Origin of the sequence: Burkholderia sp. THE68, assembly GCF_009938265.1 — a bacterium.
Taxonomy (GTDB): Bacteria; Pseudomonadota; Gammaproteobacteria; order Burkholderiales; family Burkholderiaceae; genus Caballeronia.
Genome location: NZ_AP022319.1, coordinates 344,880 through 367,846 on the forward strand (window position 1 = coordinate 344,880; position 22,967 = coordinate 367,846).

At 65.0% G+C, this 22,967-nt stretch carries 19 protein-coding genes and 1 pseudogene; 6 read left to right on the forward strand and 14 right to left on the reverse strand.

What is annotated here, in order from left to right:
- Positions 1-40 precede the first annotated feature (40 nt).
- From BTHE68_RS30345 to BTHE68_RS30365, 5 genes are read left to right on the forward strand one after another with little or no spacing between them, the layout of a single operon-like run.
- A complete protein-coding gene (locus BTHE68_RS30345) occupies positions 41-3,274 on the forward strand; it encodes an efflux RND transporter permease subunit (RefSeq protein ID WP_162070001.1) in 3,234 nt (1,077 codons plus the stop codon).
- Position 3,275: 1 nt separating this feature from the next.
- Positions 3,276-4,739 carry an efflux transporter outer membrane subunit gene (locus tag BTHE68_RS30350; RefSeq protein ID WP_162070002.1) on the forward strand — a complete coding sequence of 488 codons (1,464 nt, stop codon included), beginning with the start codon at positions 3,276-3,278 and terminating at the stop codon, positions 4,737-4,739.
- On the forward strand, positions 4,736-6,022 hold the full coding sequence (locus BTHE68_RS30355; protein ID WP_162070003.1) for a paraquat-inducible protein A: 1,287 nt from the start codon (positions 4,736-4,738) through the stop codon (positions 6,020-6,022). The genes BTHE68_RS30350 and BTHE68_RS30355 overlap by 4 nt, the downstream gene beginning before the upstream one ends.
- Entirely contained in the window at positions 6,019-7,620 is a 1,602-nt protein-coding gene (locus tag BTHE68_RS30360; protein ID WP_162070004.1) for a PqiB family protein, read from the forward strand. The genes BTHE68_RS30355 and BTHE68_RS30360 overlap by 4 nt, the downstream gene beginning before the upstream one ends.
- Positions 7,620-8,204, forward strand: coding sequence for a PqiC family protein (locus tag BTHE68_RS30365; protein WP_162070005.1), 585 nt, complete (start codon positions 7,620-7,622; stop codon positions 8,202-8,204). Before BTHE68_RS30360 ends, BTHE68_RS30365 begins: the two co-directional genes overlap by 1 nt.
- A gap of 9 nt (positions 8,205-8,213) precedes the next feature.
- Here the strand turns inward: BTHE68_RS30365 and BTHE68_RS30370 are convergent, their stop codons facing one another.
- The 9 genes from BTHE68_RS30370 to BTHE68_RS30410 all read right to left on the reverse strand — a co-directional run bounded on the left by BTHE68_RS30370 (position 8,214) and on the right by BTHE68_RS30410 (position 17,811).
- Positions 8,214-9,215 (reverse strand): hypothetical protein, encoded by a 1,002-nt coding sequence (locus tag BTHE68_RS30370; protein WP_162070006.1) that lies wholly within the window; start codon positions 9,213-9,215, stop codon positions 8,214-8,216.
- A 2-nt stretch (positions 9,216-9,217) separates the two neighbouring features.
- Positions 9,218-10,000, reverse strand: a complete 783-nt coding sequence (gene fabI / locus BTHE68_RS30375; RefSeq protein ID WP_162070007.1) for an enoyl-ACP reductase FabI — start codon at positions 9,998-10,000, stop codon at positions 9,218-9,220.
- Positions 9,997-11,187 carry an acetate/propionate family kinase gene (locus BTHE68_RS30380; protein ID WP_162070008.1) on the reverse strand — a complete coding sequence of 397 codons (1,191 nt, stop codon included), beginning with the start codon at positions 11,185-11,187 and terminating at the stop codon, positions 9,997-9,999. Before BTHE68_RS30380 ends, fabI begins: the two co-directional genes overlap by 4 nt.
- A 4-nt stretch (positions 11,188-11,191) precedes the next feature.
- The gene (locus BTHE68_RS30385) at positions 11,192-12,130 is read right to left on the reverse strand and encodes a phosphate acetyltransferase (protein WP_162070009.1); all 939 of its coding nucleotides are present in this window, start codon (positions 12,128-12,130) and stop codon (positions 11,192-11,194) included.
- Between the two features lie 39 nt (positions 12,131-12,169).
- Complete coding sequence (locus BTHE68_RS30390; RefSeq protein ID WP_162070010.1) at positions 12,170-14,491, reverse strand: DUF3141 domain-containing protein; 2,322 nt, start codon at positions 14,489-14,491, stop codon at positions 12,170-12,172.
- 148 nt (positions 14,492-14,639) lie between these two features.
- Positions 14,640-16,334, reverse strand: coding sequence for a SulP family inorganic anion transporter (locus tag BTHE68_RS30395; RefSeq protein ID WP_162070011.1), 1,695 nt, complete (start codon positions 16,332-16,334; stop codon positions 14,640-14,642).
- A gap of 13 nt (positions 16,335-16,347) precedes the next feature.
- Entirely contained in the window at positions 16,348-17,181 is an 834-nt protein-coding gene (gene ppk2, locus BTHE68_RS30400; protein WP_162070012.1) for a polyphosphate kinase 2, read from the reverse strand.
- A gap of 101 nt (positions 17,182-17,282) precedes the next feature.
- Entirely contained in the window at positions 17,283-17,540 is a 258-nt protein-coding gene (locus tag BTHE68_RS30405) for an RNA recognition motif domain-containing protein (RefSeq protein WP_162070013.1), read from the reverse strand.
- 58 nt (positions 17,541-17,598) lie between these two features.
- Positions 17,599-17,811 carry a DUF2964 family protein gene (locus tag BTHE68_RS30410; protein WP_225936489.1) on the reverse strand — a complete coding sequence of 71 codons (213 nt, stop codon included), beginning with the start codon at positions 17,809-17,811 and terminating at the stop codon, positions 17,599-17,601.
- Positions 17,812-18,039: 228 nt separating this feature from the next.
- Between BTHE68_RS30410 and BTHE68_RS30415 the strand changes: the two genes are divergently transcribed.
- The gene (locus BTHE68_RS30415) at positions 18,040-18,966 is read left to right on the forward strand and encodes a hypothetical protein (RefSeq protein ID WP_502710627.1); all 927 of its coding nucleotides are present in this window, start codon (positions 18,040-18,042) and stop codon (positions 18,964-18,966) included.
- A gap of 9 nt (positions 18,967-18,975) precedes the next feature.
- On the opposite strand, the pseudogene BTHE68_RS30420 reads toward BTHE68_RS30415, so the two are convergent.
- From BTHE68_RS30420 to BTHE68_RS30440, 5 genes and pseudogenes are all read right to left on the reverse strand, one after another.
- Positions 18,976-19,473, reverse strand: a pseudogene (locus BTHE68_RS30420) (hypothetical protein).
- A gap of 36 nt (positions 19,474-19,509) precedes the next feature.
- A complete protein-coding gene (locus BTHE68_RS30425) occupies positions 19,510-20,097 on the reverse strand; it encodes a hypothetical protein (protein ID WP_162070015.1) in 588 nt (195 codons plus the stop codon).
- A gap of 36 nt (positions 20,098-20,133) precedes the next feature.
- Positions 20,134-20,607, reverse strand: a complete 474-nt coding sequence (locus BTHE68_RS30430; protein WP_162070016.1) for a glycine zipper domain-containing protein — start codon at positions 20,605-20,607, stop codon at positions 20,134-20,136.
- A gap of 70 nt (positions 20,608-20,677) precedes the next feature.
- Positions 20,678-21,592 carry a DUF2950 domain-containing protein gene (locus BTHE68_RS30435; RefSeq protein WP_232078268.1) on the reverse strand — a complete coding sequence of 305 codons (915 nt, stop codon included), beginning with the start codon at positions 21,590-21,592 and terminating at the stop codon, positions 20,678-20,680.
- 10 nt (positions 21,593-21,602) lie between these two features.
- Positions 21,603-22,757 (reverse strand): DUF3300 domain-containing protein, encoded by a 1,155-nt coding sequence (locus BTHE68_RS30440; RefSeq protein ID WP_232078270.1) that lies wholly within the window; start codon positions 22,755-22,757, stop codon positions 21,603-21,605.
- Between the last annotated feature and the right edge of the window lie 210 nt (positions 22,758-22,967).

Below are 22,967 nucleotides of genomic sequence, written 5' to 3' on the forward strand. Positions count from 1 at the left end.
AACTGACGACGATCGAAAACACGTCGCGCGGAAGAGGCCAATGAACATTTCACATTTCTGCATTGACCGTCCGATTTTCGCGTCGGTCATATCGATCGTGATCACGCTGGGCGGCGCGCTGTGCATGTTCGCGCTGCCCACCGCCCAATATCCCGACATCACGCCGCCGCAGATCACGATCTCCGCGACCTATCCGGGCGCGAGCGCCGACGTCGTCGCGAACAACGTCGCCGCGCCGATCGAGCAGCAAGTCAATGGCGCGGACAACATGATCTACATGAGCTCGTCGAGTTCGTCGACGGGCAATCTGACGATCAACGCGTACTTCCAGATCGGCACGAATCCGGAGCTCGCGCAGGTCGACGTGCAGAATCGCGTGAATCTGGCGCTGCCGCAACTGCCGCAGTCGGTGACGAATCAGGGCGTGCAGGTGCAGAAGAAGTCGCAGGCGTTCATGATGGTGATCGCCATCTATTCGCCCGACGAGCGCTATGACGCGACCTATATCGCGAACTACGCGAACGTGTATGTCCTCGACGCGCTCAAGCGCATTCCCGGCGCGAACCAGTCGGCCATCTTCGGCACGCCCGATTACGCGATGCGAATCTGGCTTAAGCCCGATCGCATGGCGCAGCTCGGCATCACGGCCTCCGACGTGCAGCGCGCGGTCGCCAACCAGAACCAGCAGTTCGCAGTCGGACGTCTCGGCCAGTCGCCGACGGGCGCGGCCGTCGAGCAGTCCTTCGCGGTGACGACGACCGGACGGCTGACCGAGCCTTCCGAATTCGAAAACATCATCATTCGCGCGCAGTCGGGCGGCGCCGCGATCGTGCGCCTGAAGGACGTGGGCCGGGCCGAGCTCGGGCAGAAAGACTATTCGATCCGCAGCCGCTTCCAGGGCAAATCCGCGACGGTGCTCGCCGTCTATCAGCAGCCGGGCGCGAACGCGCTCGACGTGTCGAAGCAGGTGCGCGCGCAGCTCGCCGAGATGAAGAAGACGTTCCCGCAGGGCATCGACTACGAAATCGCGATGGACACGACGGAGTTCACGCGCGCGTCCATCTCCGACGTGGTGCATACGTTCTTCGAAGCGGTCGTGCTGGTCGTGATCGTCGTGTTCGTGTTCCTGCAAAGCCTGCGCGCCACGCTGATTCCGGTGATCGCGGTGCCGGTGTCGATCGTCGGCACGTTCATGGGCATGGAGGCGCTCGGCTTCTCCATCAACATGCTGACGCTGTTCGGCATGGTGCTCGCGATCGGGATCGTCGTGGACGATGCGATCGTCGTGATCGAGAACGTCGAGCGCAACATGACCGTGTTCAAGCTCGATCCAAAGACCGCCGCGAAGAAGGCGATGGACGAAGTGGCCGGGCCGGTCGTCGCCATCGTGCTGGTGCTGTGCGCGGTGTTCGTGCCGGTGGCGTTCCTCTCCGGCATCACGGGGCAGATGTACAAGCAGTTCGCCATTACCATCGCGATATCGGTGGTGATCTCGGGCCTCGTCGCGCTGACCTTGTCGCCCGCGCTCGCCGCGCTGCTGCTCAAACCCGGGCATCACGAGAAGAAGGGCTTTTTCCGCTGGTTCGACAACCAGTTCCTGCGCATGACGCACGGCTACACCAGCGTCGTGCGGCTCATCATCAAGCGCTTTCTGATCGCGCTGCTGCTGTTCGTCGGCATGATCGCGCTCGCCGTCGTGATGATGCGCGACATACCGACCGCGTTCCTGCCGCCCGAGGATCAGGGCTATCTGCTCGGCGCGGTGATCATGCCGGACGCCGCATCGCTCGATCGCACCGGCGCGGTGTCCGAGCGCGTCACCGACTACTTCATGAAGCAGCCGGCGGTGAGCAGCATCACGACGATCGACGGTTTCAGCATCCTCGACAGTCAGAACAAGAACAATTCGTCCACCTTCTTCGTCGGCTTCAAGAGTTTCGACGAACGCTACAAGTCGGCCAACATCCGGACGCAGAACGCGCGCGCGGTGCTCGTCGACGCCTACAAGCATCTGTCGCAGATCAAGGAGGGCATCGTCGTGCCGCTGAATCCGCCGTCGATTCCGGGTCTCGGCACGACGGGCGGCACCGAGATGTGGATTCAGAGCAAGGGCGACGCGACCATCGGCCAGTTCGCGGCCATCGTGGACGATTTCGTCGCCAAGGCCAAGGCGCGCCCGGAGCTGACGGGCGTCACCTCGACCTTCAACGCATCGTCGCAACAGATGCTCGCCAATGTCGATCGCGACAAGGCCGAGACGCTCGGGGTGCCTGTCGAGGACGTCTATAGCGCGATGCAGACGATGTTCGGCTCGCTCTACGTATCGCAGTTCAACCGTTCGAGCCGCCTCTGGCAGGTGATTCTGCAGGCGGAGCCGCAGTACCGGCTGAAGCCCGACGATCTCACGCAGATCTTCGTGAAGAGCAAGACCGGCGAGATGGTGCCGCTCAAGGCCATGGTCACGACGCGCTATGTGACGGGCCCCGATCTCATCACGCGCTTCAACAACTTCCCGGCGGTGAAGATCACGGCGAACGCAGCGCCCGGCTACGCGTCCGGACAGGTCATCGCCGCGCTGGAAGATATCGCGAAGGGTCTGCCGACGGAGTACGGCATCGGGTGGAGCGGCGAGGCCTACGAAGCGCAGCAATCGGGCAGTTCGTCGGCGCTCGTCTTCATCTTCGGTCTGATCATGGTGTTCCTGATCCTCGCCGCGCAGTACGAGAAGTGGAGCCTGCCGTTCGGCGTGCTGATGGCGGTGCCGTTCGCGATCTTCGGCGCGCTGCTCGCCATTCTGCTGCGCGGCCTCAACAACGACGTGTACTTCCAGATCGGCCTGACGATGCTGGTCGCGCTCGCCGCCAAGAACGCGATTCTCATCTTCGAGTTCGCCGTGCTGAACCGCGAGGCCGGCAAGTCCGTGTACGAAGCCGCGATGACCGCCGCCGAAGAACGCCTGCGCCCGATCGTGATGACCTCGCTCGCGTTCATTCTCGGCTGCGTGCCGCTCGCCATCGCGACGGGCGCGTCCGCCAACAGCCGCCATTCGATCGGCACCGGCGTGATCGGCGGGATGCTCGGCGCGACGGTCATCGCCGTGTTCTTCATTCCGATGTTCTTCTGGGGACTGGAAACGATGTCCTCGCGCTCGAAGAAAAAGAAAGGCGACGAAGCGAGCGCCGCCACCAATGCCGCCGATCCAAAAGCGCCAGGCCAGAACGCGCCCGGCAGCGGCCCGAATGCCTCGCCGTCCGCTCCGGACAAGGGGGACTGACATGCGGCGCACTTACGCCAGCCTCGCCGCCGCGCTATCGCTCTCCGGCTGCCTGCTCGGTCCGAACTACTCGCGCCAGCCGGTCGAGACGCCCGCGACCTACCGCTTCGCCGCAGCCGAAGTCGCCGATACCGCGAACTCCGAATGGTGGAAGCAGTTCCAGGACCCGGTGCTCGACGAGCTGATCGCGACCGCGCTCGCGAACAACAAGGACGTGAAGATCGCGGCAGCGCGCGTCGAACAGTTCATGGGCCAGTTCGTCACGACGCGCTCCGCGCTGTTCCCGCAGATTTCGGCGGGCGCGAACGCGGCGCGGCAGCGCGCTTCGGTGGCGGGAACGCAGCCGCTCAACGGCTTCGGGCCGGTCTACAACAGCTTCGACGCGTCCGTGTCCGCCGCGTGGGAACTCGATCTGTTCGGGCGCAACCGGCGGCTTACCGAGGCCGCGCGCGCGAACCTGCTGTCGAGCGAGGAAGGCCGGCGCGCGACGATCCTCTCGCTGGTGGCGTCGGTGGCGACGTCGTATCTGAATCTGCGCAGCTTCGACAAGCAGCTCGAAATCGCCAAGGCGACGACCCAGAGCCGCGCCGAATCGGTGCATGTGTTCACGCTGCGCTTCGAAGGCGGCGAAGTCTCGCAGATGGAACTCGCGCAGAGCCAGTCCGAATACGAAGCCTCGCTCGCGACGATTCCGCAGCTCGAAACGCAGATCGCGCAGCAGGAAGACGCGCTCTCGGTCCTGCTCGGCGCGAATCCCGGACCGATCATGCGCGGCCGCACACTCGGCGAACTCGCGACGCCGGTGATTCCGTCGGGGCTGCCATCGGACCTGCTGGAGCGGCGCCCCGATCTGCTGCAGGCGGAACAGGATCTGGTCGCGGCCAATGCGCTGATCGGCGCGGCGCGCGCGCTGTACTTTCCGCAGATTTCGCTGACCGGCCTGCTCGGCACCGCGAGCGGACAGTTCTCCTCGCTCTTCACCGGCCCGTCGCGCGTATGGGCGTTCGCGGGCCAGGTCACGCAGCCGATCTTCACGGCGGGCAACATCTCGGGCCAGGTGCAATCGGCCGAGGCGCAACAGCAGGCGGCGCTGCTGACGTATCAGAAGGCGATCCAGGTCGCGTTCCAGGAAGTCGACGATGCGCTCATCTCGTCACAGAAGCTGCATGAGCAACTCGAAGTGCAGGGCCGCCAGGTCACCGCGCTCGCCACCTATTCGCGGCTCGCGCGGGCGCGCTACGAAGGCGGCTACACGAGTTATATCGAAGTGCTCGACGCCGAGCGCAGCCTCTTCAACGCCCAGCTTTCGCAGACGCAGACAGAGGCCGCCGCGCTCGGCTCGTTCGTGACGCTCTACAAAGTGATGGGCGGCGGCTGGGTCATGACCGCCGACAAGATGACCACGCAGCAACAATCGGCGACACCGCCCGCCGACGCGACGAAACCCGGCCAGACCGTGCAATGAACACGCTCGCCTCCGATGATCGCACGACGCGCCCGCTGATCGCGTGCCATGAATGCGATCTGGTGCAGCGCGAGGGCGAGGTGCCGCCGGGCGGCACGCTGCGCTGCTGCCGCTGCCGCGCCGTGCTCTATCGGCGGCGCGCACGCGGCTTCGACCACGCGCTCGCCTATGCGCTCACCGCCTGCGTGCTGTGGCTGATCTCGAATGCGTTTCCGATCGTCGGCCTCGCGGTCAACGGCGATCTCGTCGAAACGACGCTGATCGGCGCGGTGCGCGTGCTGTATCGCGACGGCATGTGGCCGCTCGCCGGCCTCATCTTCATCACGACGATCCTGATGCCGGCGCTGCAGGCGCTCGCCATGGTGTGGCTGCTGATGCCGCTGCATCTGAATCACAGGCCGTGGCACGCCGACGCGGTGTTTCGCATGCTGCGCATCGCGCGCAACTGGGGCATGACCGAAGTGCTGATGCTCGGCCTGCTCGTCGCGGTCGTGAAGCTCGCGCATATCGCGTCGGTGGTGACGGGGCCCGCGTTGTGGTCGCTCGCCGCGCTGATGCTGCTGCTCGTCGCGGCGACCTCCTCGTTCGACGAGCGCGCGATGTGGCTGCGCCTCGAAGGCGCGCCGCCCGGCATGCCCGCCGACACGCCGCTTCGCGGGCGCACGGCGGCCGCGAGCGGCATTTGCGTCTGTCACGACTGCGGCCTGTGCACGCGCGGCATCGAGCGGCATGAGCATCTGTACTGTCCGCGCTGCGGCGCGCGCCTGCATCTGCGCAAGCCCTCGAGCCTGTCGCGCACGTGGGCGTATCTGATCGCGGCGGCGGTGCTCTACATTCCGGCGAACACGCTGCCCGTGATGAACACGAGTTCCCTGTTCGGCGCGCAGAAGGACACGATCATGAGCGGCGTCGCGTATCTGTGGCATTCGGGCTCGTGGCCGCTCGCGATCATCGTGTTCATCGCGAGCATCGCGGTGCCGATGCTCAAGATCCTCGCCATCGGCTATCTCGCCGCGACCGCGAATCTGCGCATGACGCAGCAGAGCACGCAGCGCGCGGTCATCTACCGCATCGTCGAGCTGGTGGGCCGCTGGTCGATGCTCGATATCTACGTCATCGCCGTGCTCGTCGCGCTCGTGCAGTTCAGCGCGATGGCGACGATCGAGGCCGGGCCGGCGGCGATCGCGTTCGGCGCGGTCGTCGTGCTGACGATGTTCGCGGCGATGTCGTTCGATCCGCGCCTCATCTGGGACACGCCGCCACCTCGGGAAGAATCAAGATGAACACGCCCGGCGATATCCCCGATGCGGAAGTCGCGCCGAAGAAGCGCTGGCGCATTCCGTGGATCTGGATCGTGCCAGCGATCGCGGTGGCGGTCGGCATCTGGCTCGCGGTGCAGACGGTGCTCCAGCAGGGACCGACCGTCACCATCACGTTCAAGACCGGCGAAGGCATCGAAGCCGGCAAGACCAAGATCAAGTTCAAGGACGTCGACATCGGCCAGGTGAAGTCGGTCGCGCTGTCGGAGGATTACAAGCATGTGATCGCCAAGGCTGAACTCACGCGCGATGCGACCAACATGCTCGTCGAGGACACGCGCTTCTGGGTCGTGCGGCCGCGCGTGGCGGGCGGCTCGGTGTCGGGCATCGGCACGCTCCTGTCGGGCGCGTATATCGGCATGGATATCGGCCATACGAAGCAGAGCCGGCGCGACTACACGGGCCTCGAAACGCCGCCGGTGTTCGCGAGCGACGTGCCCGGCCGGCAGTTCGTGCTGAAGGCGACGGATCTCGGCTCGGTCGATGTCGGCACGCCGATCTATTTCCGCCGTCTGCAGGTGGGCCAGGTGACGTCCTTCGAACTCGACAAGGACGGCAGCGGCGTCACGCTGCATGTGTTCGTCAACGCGCCCTACGACCGCTACGTGAACGCCGATTCGCGCTTCTGGCAGGCGGGCGGCATCGACCTGACGCTCGGCACCGACGGGCTCAAGGTCAACACGCAATCGCTCGTGTCGATCCTGATCGGCGGGCTCGCGTTCGAGACGCCGGCGGTGTCGCTGAGTTGGTCCGAGGCGCCGCCCGACACGACTTTCAATCTGTATCCGACGCGCGCGGAAGCGTTGCGCGTACAGGAGCGCATCGTCGACAAATATGTGTTCGCGTTCGAGGGCTCGGTGCGCGGGCTGGCGGTCGGCGCGCCGGTGGAATTCCGCGGCATCCAGATCGGCGAAGTGGCGGCGATCAACACGCGCTTCGACCCGGTCACGAAGCGCATCAGCATACCGGTCGAAATCAATCTCTATCCGGAACGCTTCACGTCGCGCTTCACGACCGAGCCGAAGAGCGGCCGGGTCGTGGCCGACCGGCGCGAGCTCGCGGACGTGCTCGTCTCGCGCGGCTTGCGCGGGCAGTTGCGCACGGGCAGCCTGCTGACGGGGCAGCTTTATGTCTCGCTCGATTTCTTCCCGACCGCGAAGAAAGCGAGCATCGACTGGAACCGCGACCCGCCCGAATTGCCGACCACGCCGAGCGGCCTCGAATCGATGCAGGATTCGATCAACCGCATCATGACGCGCATCGACAAGCTGCCGATCGAGGAACTCACGGCGAGCGCGCGGCAAACGCTCAACAGCACGACCGCGCTGATGCAGGGTCTCAACACGCAGGTCGTGCCGCAAGCCGCGACGACGCTCGCCGCCGCGCGCGCCGCGCTCGACGCCGCGCACTCGACGCTCATGCCGGATTCCGGCCTGCAGCAGGACACGGCCGAAGCGGTCCGCGAACTGACGCGCACCGCCGCCTCGTTCCGCAGTCTCGCGGATTATCTGCAGCAGCATCCGGAAGCGCTGCTGCGCGGCAAGCCGGAGGACAAGAAGTGATGCGGCCCGCCCTACTGACTTTCTTTCTCCTCGCGGCGGTGCTCGCCGGATGCCGTTCGCCGCAGCCGAGCTTCTATCGTCTGAGCGCCGATCCCTCGCTCACCGCCGCGACCACGCGCGCGAACGCGCGGCCCGTGATCGTCGGACCGGTGACGGTGCCCGATCTCGTCGACCGGCCGCAGATCGTCACGCGCAACACCAGCAACGAAGTCGCGCTCAACGAGTACGCGCGCTGGGGCGAGCCGCTCCGGAGCAGCATCGCGGACGCCATCGCGGGCGATCTCGCGTTGCTGCTCGGTTCGAATCGCGTCGCGCCCGCATCGCGCGCGATTGCGGAACCGGAAGCGTTGCGCGTGCGCGTCGATATCCAGCAGTTCGAATCCGTTCCAGGCGATGCCGTCGCGATCGATGCGCAATGGTCCGTGCGCCGCTTCGGCGACGACAACGCGCTCACCGGCCGCTCGCTCGTGCGCGAACCCGTCAACGGCGCCGACTGGAACGCGCTCGTGGCCGCGCACAGCCGCGCGCTCGCGAGCGTGAGCCGCGACATCGCCGCGGCGATACAGGGCGCCGCGCCGCAGTAAGGACGGAAGTCACAGCACCAGACGCGCAGCCTCGTCGAATGCGGCGCCGGCGGGCGGCACATCGCGCCGCGCGATGCGTACGATCTCGACCGCGCGTGTTTGCGGCGGTTGCGTCGGCAGGTGCGCGAGTTCGATCGCGATGTCCGCATGCGGCCCATCGCAGCCCGCTTCCATCAGCAGGTTCATCTGATTCAGGCACAGCTCGCGATGCGTGAGCGAGATGAGCGCCGCCGGTTCGGCGAGCAGATCGATGATGGTCTGAAGCTGCGTCTCGATGGAATCGGCGAGCGAGCCCAGCGCGGCAAGCGCGGCTTCGTTTTCCTCGAAGTCGCGCTGAAGCCGCGTGGCGTCGCCCGAAAGATCGGTGGCGGAGATCAGGCTGCTCATGCCCGCGCCGCGCCGGCCGAGCATGTGCATGCGCGCGTTCAGAAGCGCGCGATGTTCCTGCAGCGCGTCGCGCCGCGCTTCCTGATTCGCGACGCGCGACATCGCCTCGAGCGCGAACTGCTCGACGATCCGATGCACGAGTTCGTGTCTGAGCGCTTCGTCCGTCTCGCTGCAAAAGCGCATGCGCTTGTCCTCGAAGCTCACTGCCGTGCGCGCGACATCCGAGCGCAGCGCGCCGTTCTCGACGGCCGAGACGAGCACGCGCCGCTCGACGAGCGTCGCCCCGAGCACCGCGAAGGCGTGGTCCGCGGCGATGTTCCCGTCGAACCAATCGCGCACGTCGCGCGACTCGCCGATGATTCGTACGATGTCGTCGGGTGTCGCGAACTTCGCGCGCAACGAGGGATCGTCGGCCCATGCGCCAGGCGTCGCATCGCGCGGCGCGGGCAGCGCGGCGACGAGTTCATTCGCATGGTCGAGCGTCTTGCCGATGACCGAGGCGATCCGCGACTCGTAACGATTCGCGAGCTTCACCTGCGGCGCGACCGCGACGATGCGATCGAGCGCCTGCCGGACGTCTTCGCGCGACCTGTGGTCCTCGCGCCCGAAAAGCCAGTTGAACATGCTCATCCCATGATGTGCACGCCGCCGTCCACGTAAAGCGTTTCGCCCGACATGCGGCGCGCGAAAGGCGTCGCGAGAAACGCGCAGGTGAAGCCGACGTCCATGATGTCGACCAGCTCGCCGAGCGGCGCGCGCTCTGCGGCCTCGGTCAGCAGCAAGTCGAAGTCCTTGAGTCCCGAAGCGGCGCGCGTCTTGAGCGGCCCCGGCGAGATCGCGTGCACGCGAATGCCCTGCGGGCCGAGTTCGTAGGCGAGATAGCGCGCGCATGCTTCGAGCGCGGCCTTCACCGGGCCCATCACGTTGTAGTTCGGGACGACCTTGTTCGCGCCGTGATAGCTCATCGTGAACATGGTGCCGCCGTCTTTCATGAGCGGCGCCGCGAGCCGCGCCATGCGGACGAACGAATGACAGGAGATGTCCATCGCCTTCGCGAAGCCTTCCGCCGAGCAGTTCAGCAGACCGCCTTGCAGATCGTCCTTCGGCGCCCATGCGATCGAATGCACGAGGATATCGAGCGTGCCCCACTCGCTCGCGATGCGTTCGAACACCGCATCGAGCTGATCCTGGTTCGATGCGTCGAGCGGCATGAAGATGGGCGCTTCGAGTGCTTGGGCGAGCGGCTCGACATAGGGCCGCGCCTTCTCGTCCGCGTGCGTGATGGCGAGATCCGCGCCCAGTTCGCGGAACGCCTTCGCGCAGCCATAGGCGATCGAATGTTCGTTGGCGATGCCGGTCACGAGCGCCTTCGCGCCCTTCAGCACGGGTTGCGGGACGTTCAGCGTCATGCGGATGCTCCTTCGATCAGCGTCAGCGCATGTCTCGCGATCATCAGTTCCTCGTTGGTCGGAATCACCCACGCGCTCACCTTGCTCGCAGCCGTGCTGATGCGCGGGCCGCCGCTCGCGTTGGCCTGCGCATCGAGCTCGATGCCCCACCATGCCGCCTGCTCGCACACGCGCTGGCGAATCTCCTTCGAATGCTCGCCGATGCCCGCCGTGAACACGACGGCATCGAGCCCCTGCAATGCCGCGCTCATCGAACCCAGCTCGCGGCCGATGCGGTACACGTACAGATCGATGGCGAAGCGCGCGCGTTCGTCGTGGCTCGCGAGCAGTGCGCGCATGTCGCCCGAGATGCCCGAGACACCGAGCAGGCCCGAGCCGCGATACAGCAGGTCTTCGATCTCGCGCGCGTTCATGCCTAGCTCGTCGAGCAGATAAAGGATCACGCCGGGATCGAGATTGCCGCAGCGCGTGCCCATCATCAGGCCGTCGACGGCGGTGAAGCCCATCGTGCTCGCGACGCTCTTGCCGGCCGCGAGCGCGCACAGGCTCGCGCCGTTGCCCAGATGCGCGACGACCGTGCGCCCGCGCGCCGCGTCCGGCGCGATCTCCGGCAACGCGCTCGCGATGTATTCGTACGAGAGGCCATGAAAACCGTAGCGCCGCACGCCGTTCTTCGTGATCGATTCGGGCAGCGCGAACGCCTGCGCAAGTGGGTTCTGCGTCGCGTGAAACGCCGTATCGAAACAGGCGACCTGCGGCAGCCCCGGATTGCGCTCGGCGATGATGCGAATCGGCTTGAGATTGTGCGGCTGATGCAGCGGCGCGAGCGGCGTGAGCTTGTCGAGTGCGTCGAGCACTTCCGGACTCGTCAGCACGGGCTTCGTGAAATGCGCACCGCCATGCACGACCCGATGTCCCACGCCGATCAGATGATGTCCCGCGCCGTGTCCGCGCAGGAACGCGCCCAGATGCGCAATGGCTTCGGCATGTTCGAGCTTCACGCCATCGCCCCATGCGTGCTCGCCGGTCTTTTCGCCGTTCGCATTGAACGCGACGAAACGTGGCGAACTGAAGAGACCTTCCACCTGCCCGTGCGTGACGAGCGAGAGCGCCTTGCCCTGCACGTCGAACGCGCTGAACTTGATGCTCGATGAACCCGCATTCAGAACCAGAATGACGTCGGCCATGGGATCACCCCGCCACTTGCGTTTCTTCGCGGCGCTTCGCCGCCACCAGCGCGGCGATGGCGCACGACGCGAGCCGCGATTGCAGCGAATCGGCGCGGCTCGTCAGGATGATCGGCACACGCGCGCCGAGCACGATGCCCGCCGCGTCCGCGCCCGCCAGAAACGACAGGCTTTTCGCGAGCATGTTGCCCGCTTCGAGGTCCGGCACGATCAGCACGTTCGCGCGGCCCGCGACGGGCGAGTCGATCTTCTTCGTCTGCGCCGCTTCGAGATCGATCGCGTTGTCGAGCGCGAGCGGCCCGTCGACGAGCGCGCCCGTGATCTGATGGCGGTCCACCATCTTGCACAGCGCGGCGGCCTCCAATGTCGAGGGCACTTTCGGGTTCACCGTTTCCATCGCCGAGAGAATCGCGACGCGCACCTCTTCGAAGCGCAGCGCGTGGCCGAGATCGATGGCGTTCTGCAGAATGTCGACCTTGTCGGCGAGCGTCGGCAGGATGTTGATCGCGGCGTCGCTGATGATGAGCACGTTCTCGTGGCCCGGCACGTCCATGATGAAGCAGTGCGACACCCGCCGTTGCGTGCGCAGTCCGCCTTCGCGTCTGACGACGGCGGCCATGACTTCGTCGGTGTGCAGACTGCCTTTCATGAGCGCTTCGGCCTTCGCCTCGCGCACCAGTTCGACCGCCTTTTCCGCCGCCGCGTGACTGTGCGGCGCGTCGACGATCGGCAGGCCCGCGATGTTCAGCCCGCATTCCTCCGCGACCTCGCGGATGCGCTCGCGCGGCCCGACGAGAATCGGCGCGATCAGGCCCATCTCGTGCGCCTTGACCGCGCTTTCGAGCGATGTCCGGTCGCAAGGGTGCGCCACCGCCACCGCGAGCGGCGGCAGGGACCGGCAAACCTCGATGAGCCGTTCGTACTTTTCGTGCGTATGAACCATATCGCCTCCCGTGTGAACGTGAGATGCGCCGCCCGCGCCTCAGTGCGCGGGCGCGGAACGTCTTGCTGCACGCGCCGCCTTCACGGGCAGCGCCGCGCGAATGCGCGCGAGCATGTCCTGCTGCGCGGTAGTAGGCTCGAAGCCTTGCATGCGGCTATCGGCGAGCAGCTTGTCGATGAGCGTGAGGAGCTTCTTGCGATCGCCGTTGTCGCCGAGCAGTTCGGGCAGCGTCGAGAGCGCCTGCTCCGGCTCGTAACGCACGATGATTTCCTGCTCGCCGCGCACGCGCCGCCATTCGTCGCGCGGCATCTGCGGCAAGTACTCCGCGTAGTCCTCCGCCAGTTCCTGCCGCAGCACCATGCGCGCGAGCGGCAGCGGCTCGTCGTGACGCACGAGCAGGCACGCGACGCGCGCGACGGCCTGCGCATAGCCGCCTTGCGCCACCGATGCGAGCGCATCCTGCACGAACGGCAGATCGCGCGGATCGGTTTTCTGCGCCGGGTCCTCGTGCGCCTGCGCCTGATGCACCGAAAACATGTTGCCGTACACGGAGAAGAACATCGCTTCGGTCGCGGCATCGCGCATCACGCGATAGAAATCGAGGCTCGCGCTGATCACGTCGGAGCCGCAATGTTCCGCGCGGCGCAGCACGTCGCGTTCGGTGTCGGGCTGGCGCGCGGCCTTGACCGCCTGCGCCGTCGGGCCGAGCCATGCGAGCCACGGATTCAGGTCGGAGAACATCCAGCGTTGCGCGCGCAGCGGATGGAACGCGCGCAGCATCGTCGCGGTCGTGTCGTTCGCGAGCGCCTGCACGACGGGTTGCGCGAACAGCTCATAGGCACGCTGATTGAAATCCGATACCTGTTTGACGGCTTCGAACGGCAATTCGTCGACGCGCTGGAAGCGATTGAAGCTGGTCACTTCTTCGAGACGCCGTTCGTGAAAACTCACGTCGTACTCGATCTTGCCGCCCTCGCCCTTGCGTTCGGCGATCTCCATGCCGTACAGCCCCGGCGGAAACGATTCGATCGCCTCCAGCACCGATGCGATCTGCGTGTATTCCTTCTTCGCGACCTTGCCGCTCACGAAGATGCCCAGATGGCCGATGCTCTTGTGCATCAGTCCGACGATCACCTGTCCGCGCGCCTTGATCTCGTCGGTGCTGCCGTAGATGTCCGCGACCCAGTTGAACGCCTGCTGCGGCGGCGTGATGTTGTCGCCCATCGACGCAAACAGAATGATCGGCGACTTGATCGCGCGCAGATCGAACGATGCGCCCGACGCACCGCTCACTTCACCCGACCATAGCTTGTTGCCGACGAACAGATTGCGCGTGATCCATTCGATCTCTTCGCGGTTCATCAGGTAATAGCCGCCCCACCAGCGCTCGAAATCGAGAAAGCGCGGCGGTTCGGTATCGATGTTGGCGAACAGGGTGTAGTACTTGTCCCAGAAGCTGTTGGCCGGATTGAGGTTCTCGAAGTTCTCGACGAGATACGCGCCGTCGAACTTGCCGTTGCCGAGGTCCGCCGTCAGCGACGCGAGCCAGGTGCCGCCCAGCATGCCGCCCGAATAGCGCATCGGGTTGTCGCCCTCGCCTTCGCTCCACGCGCCGCTCCAGTACGACATCGGCGCGCCGTTGATGACGAGCGGGCCGGTATCGTCGGGCTGGGAGCTTGCCAGCATCATCGCGGCCCAGCCGCCCTGGCAATTGCCGACGATCGCGGGCTTCGGGCTTTCGGGATGCAGCTCGCGCACGTGCCGCACGAACTGCTGCTCCGCCGCGCAGACATCGAGCAAGGTCTGACCGGGCTGCGGGTCGCGGAAGAACGTGACGAAGTACACCGGATGCCCCGCGCGCAACGCGACGCCCACTTGCGAATCGTCCTTGAAGCCGCCGATGCCGGGACCGTGCCCCGCGCGCGGATCGATGATGAGATACGGGCGCTTCAGCGCATCGACGATCACGCCCTCGGGCGGCACGATGCGCAACAGCGCGTAGTTCACCGGGCGCGTGAACGTGCGGCCATCGATCAGCATTTCATGGTCGAAATGCAGCACCGGTTCGAGGCCCCGCTTCGTCTGCTCGACGAAGTTATTGCCGCGCTGACGCAGCGTGTCCCAGAACAGCACGGAGCGCTGCACGAGATCGACCGCATACGCGTAGCCGTTGAACTGACCCGTTGCGTTCGCGCCCGGACCACTGAAATGATCCGCGCCGCCGTTGCTGAAAAGACGCATGCCCGCATCGCGTGCGCGCTCGCTGAAATTCTGCTGCGCCACTTCCGCGCGTTTCTGAAACACACGCGTAACCTTGTCCGCGATGTCCCGGCTGCGCGCCAGTTGATCCGCATACGTCATGACGTAACCTCCTCGACGAAAACCTGCAAGGGATGACGCTGGAAGCAGATGCATCGGCCAGTCTGACGAACGCATGGACCGATGATCTGAATACCATCAACAGAATATATTCGCAATGCGCGACAGGGACGTGGCAAAAATTGGCGACTTAACGTCGCGCGGCATCATCGCTATTGCGCGAATCAATCTCCCGATACTTCATCACGACATGTTCGAGGTTATAGAACATGCGTGTCTGGCCGAGCCGCTCGCCGAGCGGCGAGCGCCGCACTGCCGCGAGCACGCCCGGATTCAGGCCCGCGAGCCACAGCGTGGTGCCGTTCGCGGCGAGGCGCGCCTCCGCTTCGATCATCATCTTGAGCGCAGTGTATTCGACATCGAACACCCGGCTCAGGTCCAGCACGACGATATTCGCACCCGAATCGCGCACGAGCGGCCGGATCTTTTCGGCGAGACGTTCCGCATTGACGAAGAATATCCGTCCCTCCGGACGTAGCAGCAGCAGGCCAGGAAACGCTTCGTCGTCAGGGTGTTTCGACGAATCGCGGCGGAACACGTTGGTGCCCGGAATCCGCCTGAGCGCGTAGACCGGCGGGTCCGACACCTGATGCGCAAGCGCGAACAGCGACACCACGATCGCAACCACGATGCCTTCCAGCGTGCCCAGCAGCACGACGCCCGCGCATGCCGTCACCGCCCAGACGAATTCGGTGCGGCGAACCTTCAGGATTGCGTGAAATTCGGCGGGGCTGAAAAGCCCGATGGAATAGAACACGACGACGGCGGCGAGCGTCGCGTGCGGCATCGACGCCATCAATGGCGCGAACAGCAGCATGACCGCGAGCGCGATGAGCGCCGTCACGAGGCCCGCGAGTTGCGAGCGCGCGCCCGCTTGCCGGTTCACGGCGGTCTGGCTCGTTCCGCCGCCCGCGACCATCGCGCCGAGCACTGCGCCGCCCGCGTTCGCCAGGCCGGTCGCGAGCAGTTCGCGGTTCGCGTCGGGCGCGGGCTCGTCGTTGCGCGCGAATGCGCGGGCCGCCGCGATGCTTTCGGTGAAACTCATCAGCGCGATGCCGAGCGCGTCCGGCCATAGTTTCAACGCCTGCGGCAGATCCGGTTTTGTCCACGACGGCAATCCGGCGGGCACTGCGCCCACCGTTTCGATACCGTGCGCGCGCAGGCCGAAGAGCGCGACCGCGATAATCGCCGCCGCGACGACGAACAATGGCGCCGGGGCGCGCGGCACGAAGCGTTCGAGCAGCACCAGCGCGGCCAGCGTGAGCGACGCGAGCGCGAGCGTGCTCACCGACAGATGCGGCAGATCCGCGACGAACGCGCCGACATTGTGAAAGAACGATCCTTTCGGATAGTGCATGCCGAACAGTTTCGGCAACTGATCCATGACAATGACGATCGCCACGCCCGCCTTGAAGCCGACCAGCACCGGCTCCGAAATGAAGTTCGCGACAAAGCCCAGGCGCAAGACCGCGGCCGCGACGAGCATCGCGCCGACGAGCATCGTCAGCGTGGCGCTGGCGGCGGTGAGCGCGTGCGCGTCATCGCCGCCGACCGTCACGCTCAGCGCGTTGGCAGCGAGAATCGCGAGCGTGGTCGTCGTGCTGACGGAGAGCGCGCGCGATGATCCGGTGAACGCGTAGACGATCATCGGCACGCATGCCGTGTAGAGGCCGGCTTGCACCGGAAGGCCCGCGATCGTCGCGTAAGCCAGCGCCTTCGGAATGACGACGGCCGCCGCCGTCAGTCCCGCGATGATATCGGCGCGCGCCCATTGTTTCTCGTAGTGAAACAGCCACTCGGGAAGCATGGACGAGCGACGGGGCATGACGATGCCGCGCTCAGAAGCGTTCGGGCACGTAGCGCAGCGGCCGGTCGCTCTCGCGATAACCCTCCGCTTTCTGGCGTTTGGGCAGCTTCACCTTTTCGCGCGGCACGGCCTTGTACGGGATGTTCGCGAGCAGATGGCTGATCAGATTCAGGCGGGCGCGGCGCTTGTCGTCGGAACGCACGACATACCAGGGCGCGAGATCGGTGTCGGACGCTTCGAACATGTCGTCGCGGGCGCGCGAATAGTCGTACCAGCGGCTGTAGGAGCGCAGGTCCATCGGCGAGAGCTTCCAGATCTTGCGCTCGTCGTGGATGCGCTCTTCGAGCCGCCGCGTCTGCTCTTCCTGCCCGACTTCGAGCCAGTACTTGAACAGGAGGATGCCCGAATCGATGATCGCGCGCTCCACGAGCGGCACGCCCTTCAGGAAGGTGGTCGCCTGTTCGTCGGTACAGAAGCCCATCACGCGTTCGACGCCCGCGCGGTTGTACCAGCTCCGGTCGAAGAGCGTGATCTCGCCCGCCGCGGGCAGATGCGGCAGATAGCGCTGGACGTACATCTGGGTTTTCTCGCGCTCGGTGGGCGCGGGTAGCGCGACCACGCGGAAAACCCGCGGGCTCACGCGCTCGGTGAGCGCCTTGATCGTGCCGCCCTTGCCCGCGCCGTCGCGCCCTTCGAACACGATGCAGATCTTCGCGCCCGTATGGACGGCCCATTCCTGCAGCTTCACGAGCTCGACATGCAAGCGCGCGAGCTCCTTGTCGTACTGCTTCCGGCTCAGGCGCTCATTCACGCCCGCGCCCTCGCGCACGCCCCGCGACTCGCTGACAGTCTTCTCTTCTTTCACCCCGGTCTCCTCATGTGGATCGACGCAAACCGCGCGGCCACGCCCGGGCCGCCGTCGCGACGAAGCGAGCGGCAAATGGCGGCAGGCCGGTCACGATGCGCTCAGGTTTCGTTGCGCTCGGGCATGACCTGCACCACGAGCGTGCGATTCTTCCAGAACATGTTGTGGATGCGCGGCTGAAACGTGCGCAGTACGTGCGGCTCGACCGTATCGAAACTCACGACCGCGGCCGGATGCTCTCCGGTGCCGGGCACGCGCTGAATCGAATCGTACGGAGGAAAGCCGTAATTGCAGAGAAACTGCCGGATTTCGTCATCGGTCGTGGATTCTTCTACATTGCCTAGCCAAAGATCACCCATTGCGAGATTCTCCGTTGAGTTCTGTGGTGCTTCTACAGCCTAGTACACGAACGAGCGATCAGGTCGATCCATCGCGCTTTCCCGACCTGCGTTGCGCAAGCGGATTCAACGCGACGACGAAAATCACGATGCCGATGCCGAGCGCCCACATGCCGTAGCGAAACTCGCGCGTCATGTCGTACAGGAGACCGTGAATCGTGAAGTAGAGGCCGCCGAGCCAGATGAATACACCGATCGAGGCAACCACCATGCGCGGCTCATTCAGTCTCATCGACGTCTCCCCGATGCGTTGCGCGAGATAGCTCCAGTTTAGGCAAATCTGGGTCGCCGTGTGAACGTACGTGCATCTCCCGCACTTGGCGTACGGCGATCGGTAGACTACATTCTCTGCGTGTGACCGTGGATCGGGCAATGTACGACCAATCGCCGTTCAACGTTCGGGTGCGCTCCGCTCATGCGAAAGCCGATCCTCTCTTCGAGCCGGTCGTTCATCGTTTCGATGCTCATCCTGCTCGCCGTCGCGCCAGTGGCCGTGCACGCGCAAGCCGCGCCGGACCGCGCCGTGGTCGGGACCAACGTCAAGAACTACGCGAACGCCGTGCTCGCGATCATGTCGTACACGGCGGTGCCGGACGTCACGACGAGTTCGCTCTCCATCAACAGCGGCGCGACCGGTAACCCGGGCTTCGGCCAGACGCAGCTCGGCGGCGGCTTCACCATGAGCAGGTCGTTTCCGCTCTATCTCGAGGGCACCGTCGCGTACAGCCGCTACGATCCGACCTTCATCGCGACCGAAGGCAATCAGCAACGCCCGGTGCCGGCGAAATGGAACACCGCGAGCACGACGATCGGTATCGGCTGGGACATCCCGATCACCAACGAGTTGCGCCTGCGGCCGATCCTCAACGGCATGATCGGCCGTGTCGCGAGCGATCTGCGCGTCGCGCAGAGCGTGGTCAACCGTGTCGCCAACACCAACCTCCAGTTCCTCGAAGACGGCGCGCTAAACGCGTACGGCCTTGGCGGCTCGCTGATGCTGGATCTGGAGCACTATCGCGAGCACTACGAGGTCGATGTCGAACTGCGCGCAACCGATATCTATTTACGCAGCTTCGGCAGTTCGTCGGAAGCCGTGCAGGGTTCGGCGACGGCGCAGCAGTTCAGCCTCTGGGCGCGCTGGCGTGCGCCGACGGGCTTTGCCGCACTCGACCGGCCGGTGCGCTACGTGCTCGAAACCGCGTACTCGCATTACTTCGGCGACAGCGCCGGCGTACTCGGCTTCAACGACCTGACCTCGCTCGGCGTGGGCCTCGAACTCGATAGCAGCAAGTATCCCGTCGTCATCACGCGCACGCGCGCGATGGTGCGTTACGTCTTCGGCCACAACGTGCACGGTGTGTCGTTTGGCTTCGCCGTCAGCTTCTAGCGAGCGACGTCAGAACCTGTTTCGCTGACTGGGATCGAATTTCGGGTCCGGCTGCTTCTGCGTCTGTGTGAGTATGCCTTGCGGGTCGAAATAGAAGTTGAAGATCATGTGGTCGATGTTGTTCTCCATATACCGGTACGACCATACCTCCCGATCCATCCGTTTGAATTACGCCGTTTCGAAGGGTCTGCCAAATGCGACCATCACGTCGTTGCGCGTCCATTTGTTGACCACGGCGCGATAGAACTCTTTTTCCTGAAGCACTTGCCGCACACTGACGGTATTGCCCGACGCGTCGAGATCGACGGCGGTGGTCGTCGAACCCATCGGTTGCGTAGGCCACATCAGACGCTTGCCGCCGTTGGGCAAATCGTAGGTTTCCTTCGACGGCCCCAGCTTCGCGATGATCGCCTGCTGATCCATGCCGGGCTGCACGCGCTGCTCGGGCTGTGCGCAGCTCGCGAGCGTGAGCACGACGACGCACGCACATGCAAAGCGTTTTTTCATTGGTCTCTCCCGCGTCGCCGTGACCGGCGTTCTCGCTTATTTCGTCGTGGCGGGCTCCACGGCGATTGCAAGCGCTTCCGTGTAGACCGCTTTCACCTGATCGCCCTTCTTCAAGTGCTTCAGGCGCTCGGGGTCCTCCACGAGCAGATCCACCGTCTGGCCGCGCGGTCCGCGCAACGTGACAGTCTTGGCATGACGGTCGACGCCGACCACATCCGCGATGATCGTCACTTCGCGGCCTAGCTCTCCGCCCGGCTTCGCGCCGCGCGGCGCGCGCTCGGACGTGTCCTTCTCCGAACGCGATGCCTCCGTCTTTTTGTCGAGCAGGCTCAGCGTCAACGATTGACGATACTGCGCGGTCACGACATCGCCGAGGGCGAGCTGGTCGAAGTTGCGCGCCTCGTTCGTGACTTCGAGTTCGATCACCTTGCCCGCCGCCGTTTTCAGCGTGACGGTGCGCGTCGCCGGATCGATGCCGACGATCGTCGCCGTCACCTTGGCGGTGCCCTGCACCGTGGCGCCGTTCGCGTCGCGCACGACGCTCACGTCGGTTTCGGGCCCGGCGGACAATGCGCTCGTGGATATCGCAAGGCATGACAAGACAATGAGGCTCACACGCTTCATGATCGCGCTCCTGGTTTCAGCCGCACCGCAATGAGGTTACTGAATCGAGTAACCGCGTCCCTGCATGCACGCCGCCCATGCGCGGTAGTACGTGTTCATCGTGCCCTGACTCTGGGCTTGCGCGTTGGCCTGCTGCGCGCGTTTTTCCTGCCGCGCGCGCGCGCCGCCTGCCATCGTGCCCGCTACCGCGCCGACGGCCGCGCCCTTGCCGGCATCGCCGGCGATCGCGCCGATCGCAGCGCCACCGGCCGCACCGCGCGCCGCGCCACCCACGCGCTGGCCGCCGCCCACCGCCGCGCCGCCTTGCGGTGGCGGCGCCGCCGATGCGGTGGCCGGGTCGATGCCCGTGTTGCTCTTCGCCCAGCTATAGCACGCGCCATCGTCGTTTTGCTGTTGTTGGGCGCTTTGACCTTTGGCTGGGTAAGCGATCGGCTTGCTCTGCGCGATGGCATCGAGCGCCATCACGGCGATCACGATGGCGCAGCCCGCACGCAATTTATATGCATTCATGGCGACTCCTTGCCTGAGTTCAAGAGTTCAAGCGATTCAATGGTCCAGCGATACCGCGCATGCCCTTTGATCAGCGTTCCTGCACGCGGGTCCAGGATGCATCGGGATCGAACTCCGTCAGCGGCGCGGCAGATCCGCCGCGATTCTTCTGATACACGACTCCATTGTTGTTGACAATGAAAGTCATCACGCCGCTCTCGCCGTACTGTGCTGGATAAGCGGCCATCGCGAAGCCTGCGAGCATGCGCCCGTTGATGATATAGCTGAACGGGCCACCTGGCGCATGCTTTCCCTGCTTGGTTAGGATACGAAAATAATATCCGTGATAAGCGTCACCCGGGTTTCGATTCTTGAAATAATTCGTGCTCGCGGCGATCAAGGGTCCGAAGGGGCTCGGCTCTTCGCCCTTCGATTCATCGGCGGGCCAATAGAGTCCGTCGCGCTTGCCCGGCGAACTGCCCAGCTTGCGCGCGTACTGCAGCACGCCGTCTCCCATGCGATCTTTGGTCGCGTACTCGCGTTGTGCATCGAGATACGCGCGCAGCACCTTGATCGCCTCGCGCTCGTTCGCCCCGATGCGCCGGTCCAGCACTTCCTGCTCGCCCTCTTCGGTCGCGAACCGCCACGCGCCGTGTTCGCGCACGAGCGGAATCGGCATCGGCCACGCTTCGTCGCCGATGCGCAGAATGCGGCGGTCGGACGACGTTTGCTCCAGCGCGTGATACGCGCTGAATTCGGCGAGCGCATTAGCGCGCAGTTCGCGATTCTCCGCTTCATCGGGCGTCACGACGAGGCGCTTGTGCGCGTCGCCGAAGATCGCGATGAGCGCCGCGTCATCGTTCGACTTGAGCGCCTGTTCCAGCGCGCTCACGGCTTCGTCGGGCGTCGCGAACGTCTGCTGCTGTTCGGCGGCGAGAACGCGTATTGGCGCGAGCAGCATCGTGAGGGTTGCCAACGCAATCAACAAGCGCGTCGATATGTTCATGATCCGGCTCCTATCGACGTCCACTGCGACCGCCGCCGCCGAATCCGCCGCGGCCGCCTCCGGAGAAGCCGCCGCCGCCCTGGAAGCTGCGGCCGCCTTGCGCGCCCGACATCGATTGCCGGCTCGCCGCGCCGCGCGCTCCGTCCGCTCGTGCGTTCTGTGCAGAGCCATAGCCGCTGAACGCATCGCCGCCGCGTCCCTGAAAGTTGCCGGCGTTCTGCGCGGCCATCGGCGCGCGCCCCGCTGCGCCCTGTGCACCGCCGCCTGCGCGCGAAGGCGCATCGCCGACGCGTTGCCCGGAGGCGCGGGCAGTCGTGCCCGACACCTGTCCGGGCTTCTTCTCCGAGCGCCAGGTGCTCGACTGTTGCGATCCTGTTGCGCCGCGATTCGCCGCGCGATTGCTCAACTCGTTCTTCACGTCGGTGCGATTGACGTTTCCCTCGCGATTGATGTTGATCGTGTTGTTGCCGCCGTTGTAGTTGGTTTCGTAGTGCCCGCCGTGCCACACGGCGGTAATCGCCGCGCCCCATATCAGACCGGTCGCGAACGCCGCCCCGGGCGCGTACGGATAGTAATAGACGGGATAAGGCGCGGGCGCATAGGCGTAGACCGGCGTCGGACTGCTCACGATGACCGTGGCCGGGTTGTACTGCGGCACATAGATGACTTCGGGATTCGACGGCACGATCCTGATCACTTCCTTCTCGACGACGATCGTCTGCTTGTCATCGGTCGTGAGATTGCCGACTGACTGAGTCTGCCGCCGAAAACGCTGCACGGCCTGCAAAACGGCGCTTTGATCCGCGACCACCGCTTCGCCGAGCGCAACGGTCCAGTCGAGATCGTTGCTCAACTTCTTGACGACTTCCGGGTAATTGAGAAGCGCTTTCACCGGGTCCTGCCATGCTTCGTTCACAGGCAGATCCTTGTCGATCTTTCTGCGCTCGAGAAAGCGGTCAGCCTGCACGATCTCGATCGGATAGGTCGACGAGGGCAGAATGATCGCGATGAGATCGTCGGGATAGAGCGCGATCGGTCCGACGAGCCTGTCCAGGTCAGCCGGAGTCATCGCGACAGGCGCGGGCGCGTCCGTGCTCGCCACCGGCGCTTGCGCGCACACGCTGGCACCGCAGGCGAGCGCGGACGCGACGAGAAGCACGCTCATGAGTTTGCGCATCGTCTTGTACCCGCATCGAGCCGTGAAGCGTCGAATGCGTGAAGAAGCCTGAGATCGGAACAGCGTCTATATATTTTCGTAGTGCCGTTTGCAGCTCGATGCGCGCTGAAGTTGTCATTGCAAGATATGCGAACGCTTTCGCGATTACAAGAACGACGGCGTAGGTATTTATTCGCTCGTCCGTCCGTGATTTCAACG

Bases quoted from the DNA above. Each gene is read 5' to 3' on its own strand.
- BTHE68_RS30360 (WP_162070004.1), top strand. From the start codon at position 6,019: ATGAACACGCCCGGCGATATCCCCGATGCGGAAGTCGCGCCGAAGAAG.
- BTHE68_RS30370 (WP_162070006.1), bottom strand. From the start codon at position 9,215: ATGTTCAACTGGCTTTTCGGGCGCGAGGACCACAGGTCGCGCGAAGAC.
- BTHE68_RS30350 (WP_162070002.1), top strand. From the start codon at position 3,276: ATGCGGCGCACTTACGCCAGCCTCGCCGCCGCGCTATCGCTCTCCGGC.
- BTHE68_RS30365 (WP_162070005.1), top strand. From the start codon at position 7,620: ATGCGGCCCGCCCTACTGACTTTCTTTCTCCTCGCGGCGGTGCTCGCC.
- BTHE68_RS30385 (WP_162070009.1), bottom strand. From the start codon at position 12,130: ATGGTTCATACGCACGAAAAGTACGAACGGCTCATCGAGGTTTGCCGG.
- BTHE68_RS30435 (WP_232078268.1), bottom strand. From the start codon at position 21,592: ATGAACATATCGACGCGCTTGTTGATTGCGTTGGCAACCCTCACGATG.
- BTHE68_RS30405 (WP_162070013.1), bottom strand. From the start codon at position 17,540: ATGGGTGATCTTTGGCTAGGCAATGTAGAAGAATCCACGACCGATGAC.
- fabI (WP_162070007.1), bottom strand. From the start codon at position 10,000: ATGACGCTGAACGTCCCGCAACCCGTGCTGAAGGGCGCGAAGGCGCTC.
- BTHE68_RS30415 (WP_502710627.1), top strand. From the start codon at position 18,040: ATGCTCATCCTGCTCGCCGTCGCGCCAGTGGCCGTGCACGCGCAAGCC.
- BTHE68_RS30355 (WP_162070003.1), top strand. From the start codon at position 4,736: ATGAACACGCTCGCCTCCGATGATCGCACGACGCGCCCGCTGATCGCG.
- BTHE68_RS30410 (WP_225936489.1), bottom strand. From the start codon at position 17,811: ATGAGACTGAATGAGCCGCGCATGGTGGTTGCCTCGATCGGTGTATTC.
- BTHE68_RS30395 (WP_162070011.1), bottom strand. From the start codon at position 16,334: ATGCCCCGTCGCTCGTCCATGCTTCCCGAGTGGCTGTTTCACTACGAG.
- BTHE68_RS30380 (WP_162070008.1), bottom strand. From the start codon at position 11,187: ATGGCCGACGTCATTCTGGTTCTGAATGCGGGTTCATCGAGCATCAAG.
- BTHE68_RS30425 (WP_162070015.1), bottom strand. From the start codon at position 20,097: ATGAAGCGTGTGAGCCTCATTGTCTTGTCATGCCTTGCGATATCCACG.
- BTHE68_RS30440 (WP_232078270.1), bottom strand. From the start codon at position 22,757: ATGAGCGTGCTTCTCGTCGCGTCCGCGCTCGCCTGCGGTGCCAGCGTG.
- BTHE68_RS30390 (WP_162070010.1), bottom strand. From the start codon at position 14,491: ATGACGTATGCGGATCAACTGGCGCGCAGCCGGGACATCGCGGACAAG.
- BTHE68_RS30430 (WP_162070016.1), bottom strand. From the start codon at position 20,607: ATGAATGCATATAAATTGCGTGCGGGCTGCGCCATCGTGATCGCCGTG.
- BTHE68_RS30345 (WP_162070001.1), top strand. From the start codon at position 41: ATGAACATTTCACATTTCTGCATTGACCGTCCGATTTTCGCGTCGGTC.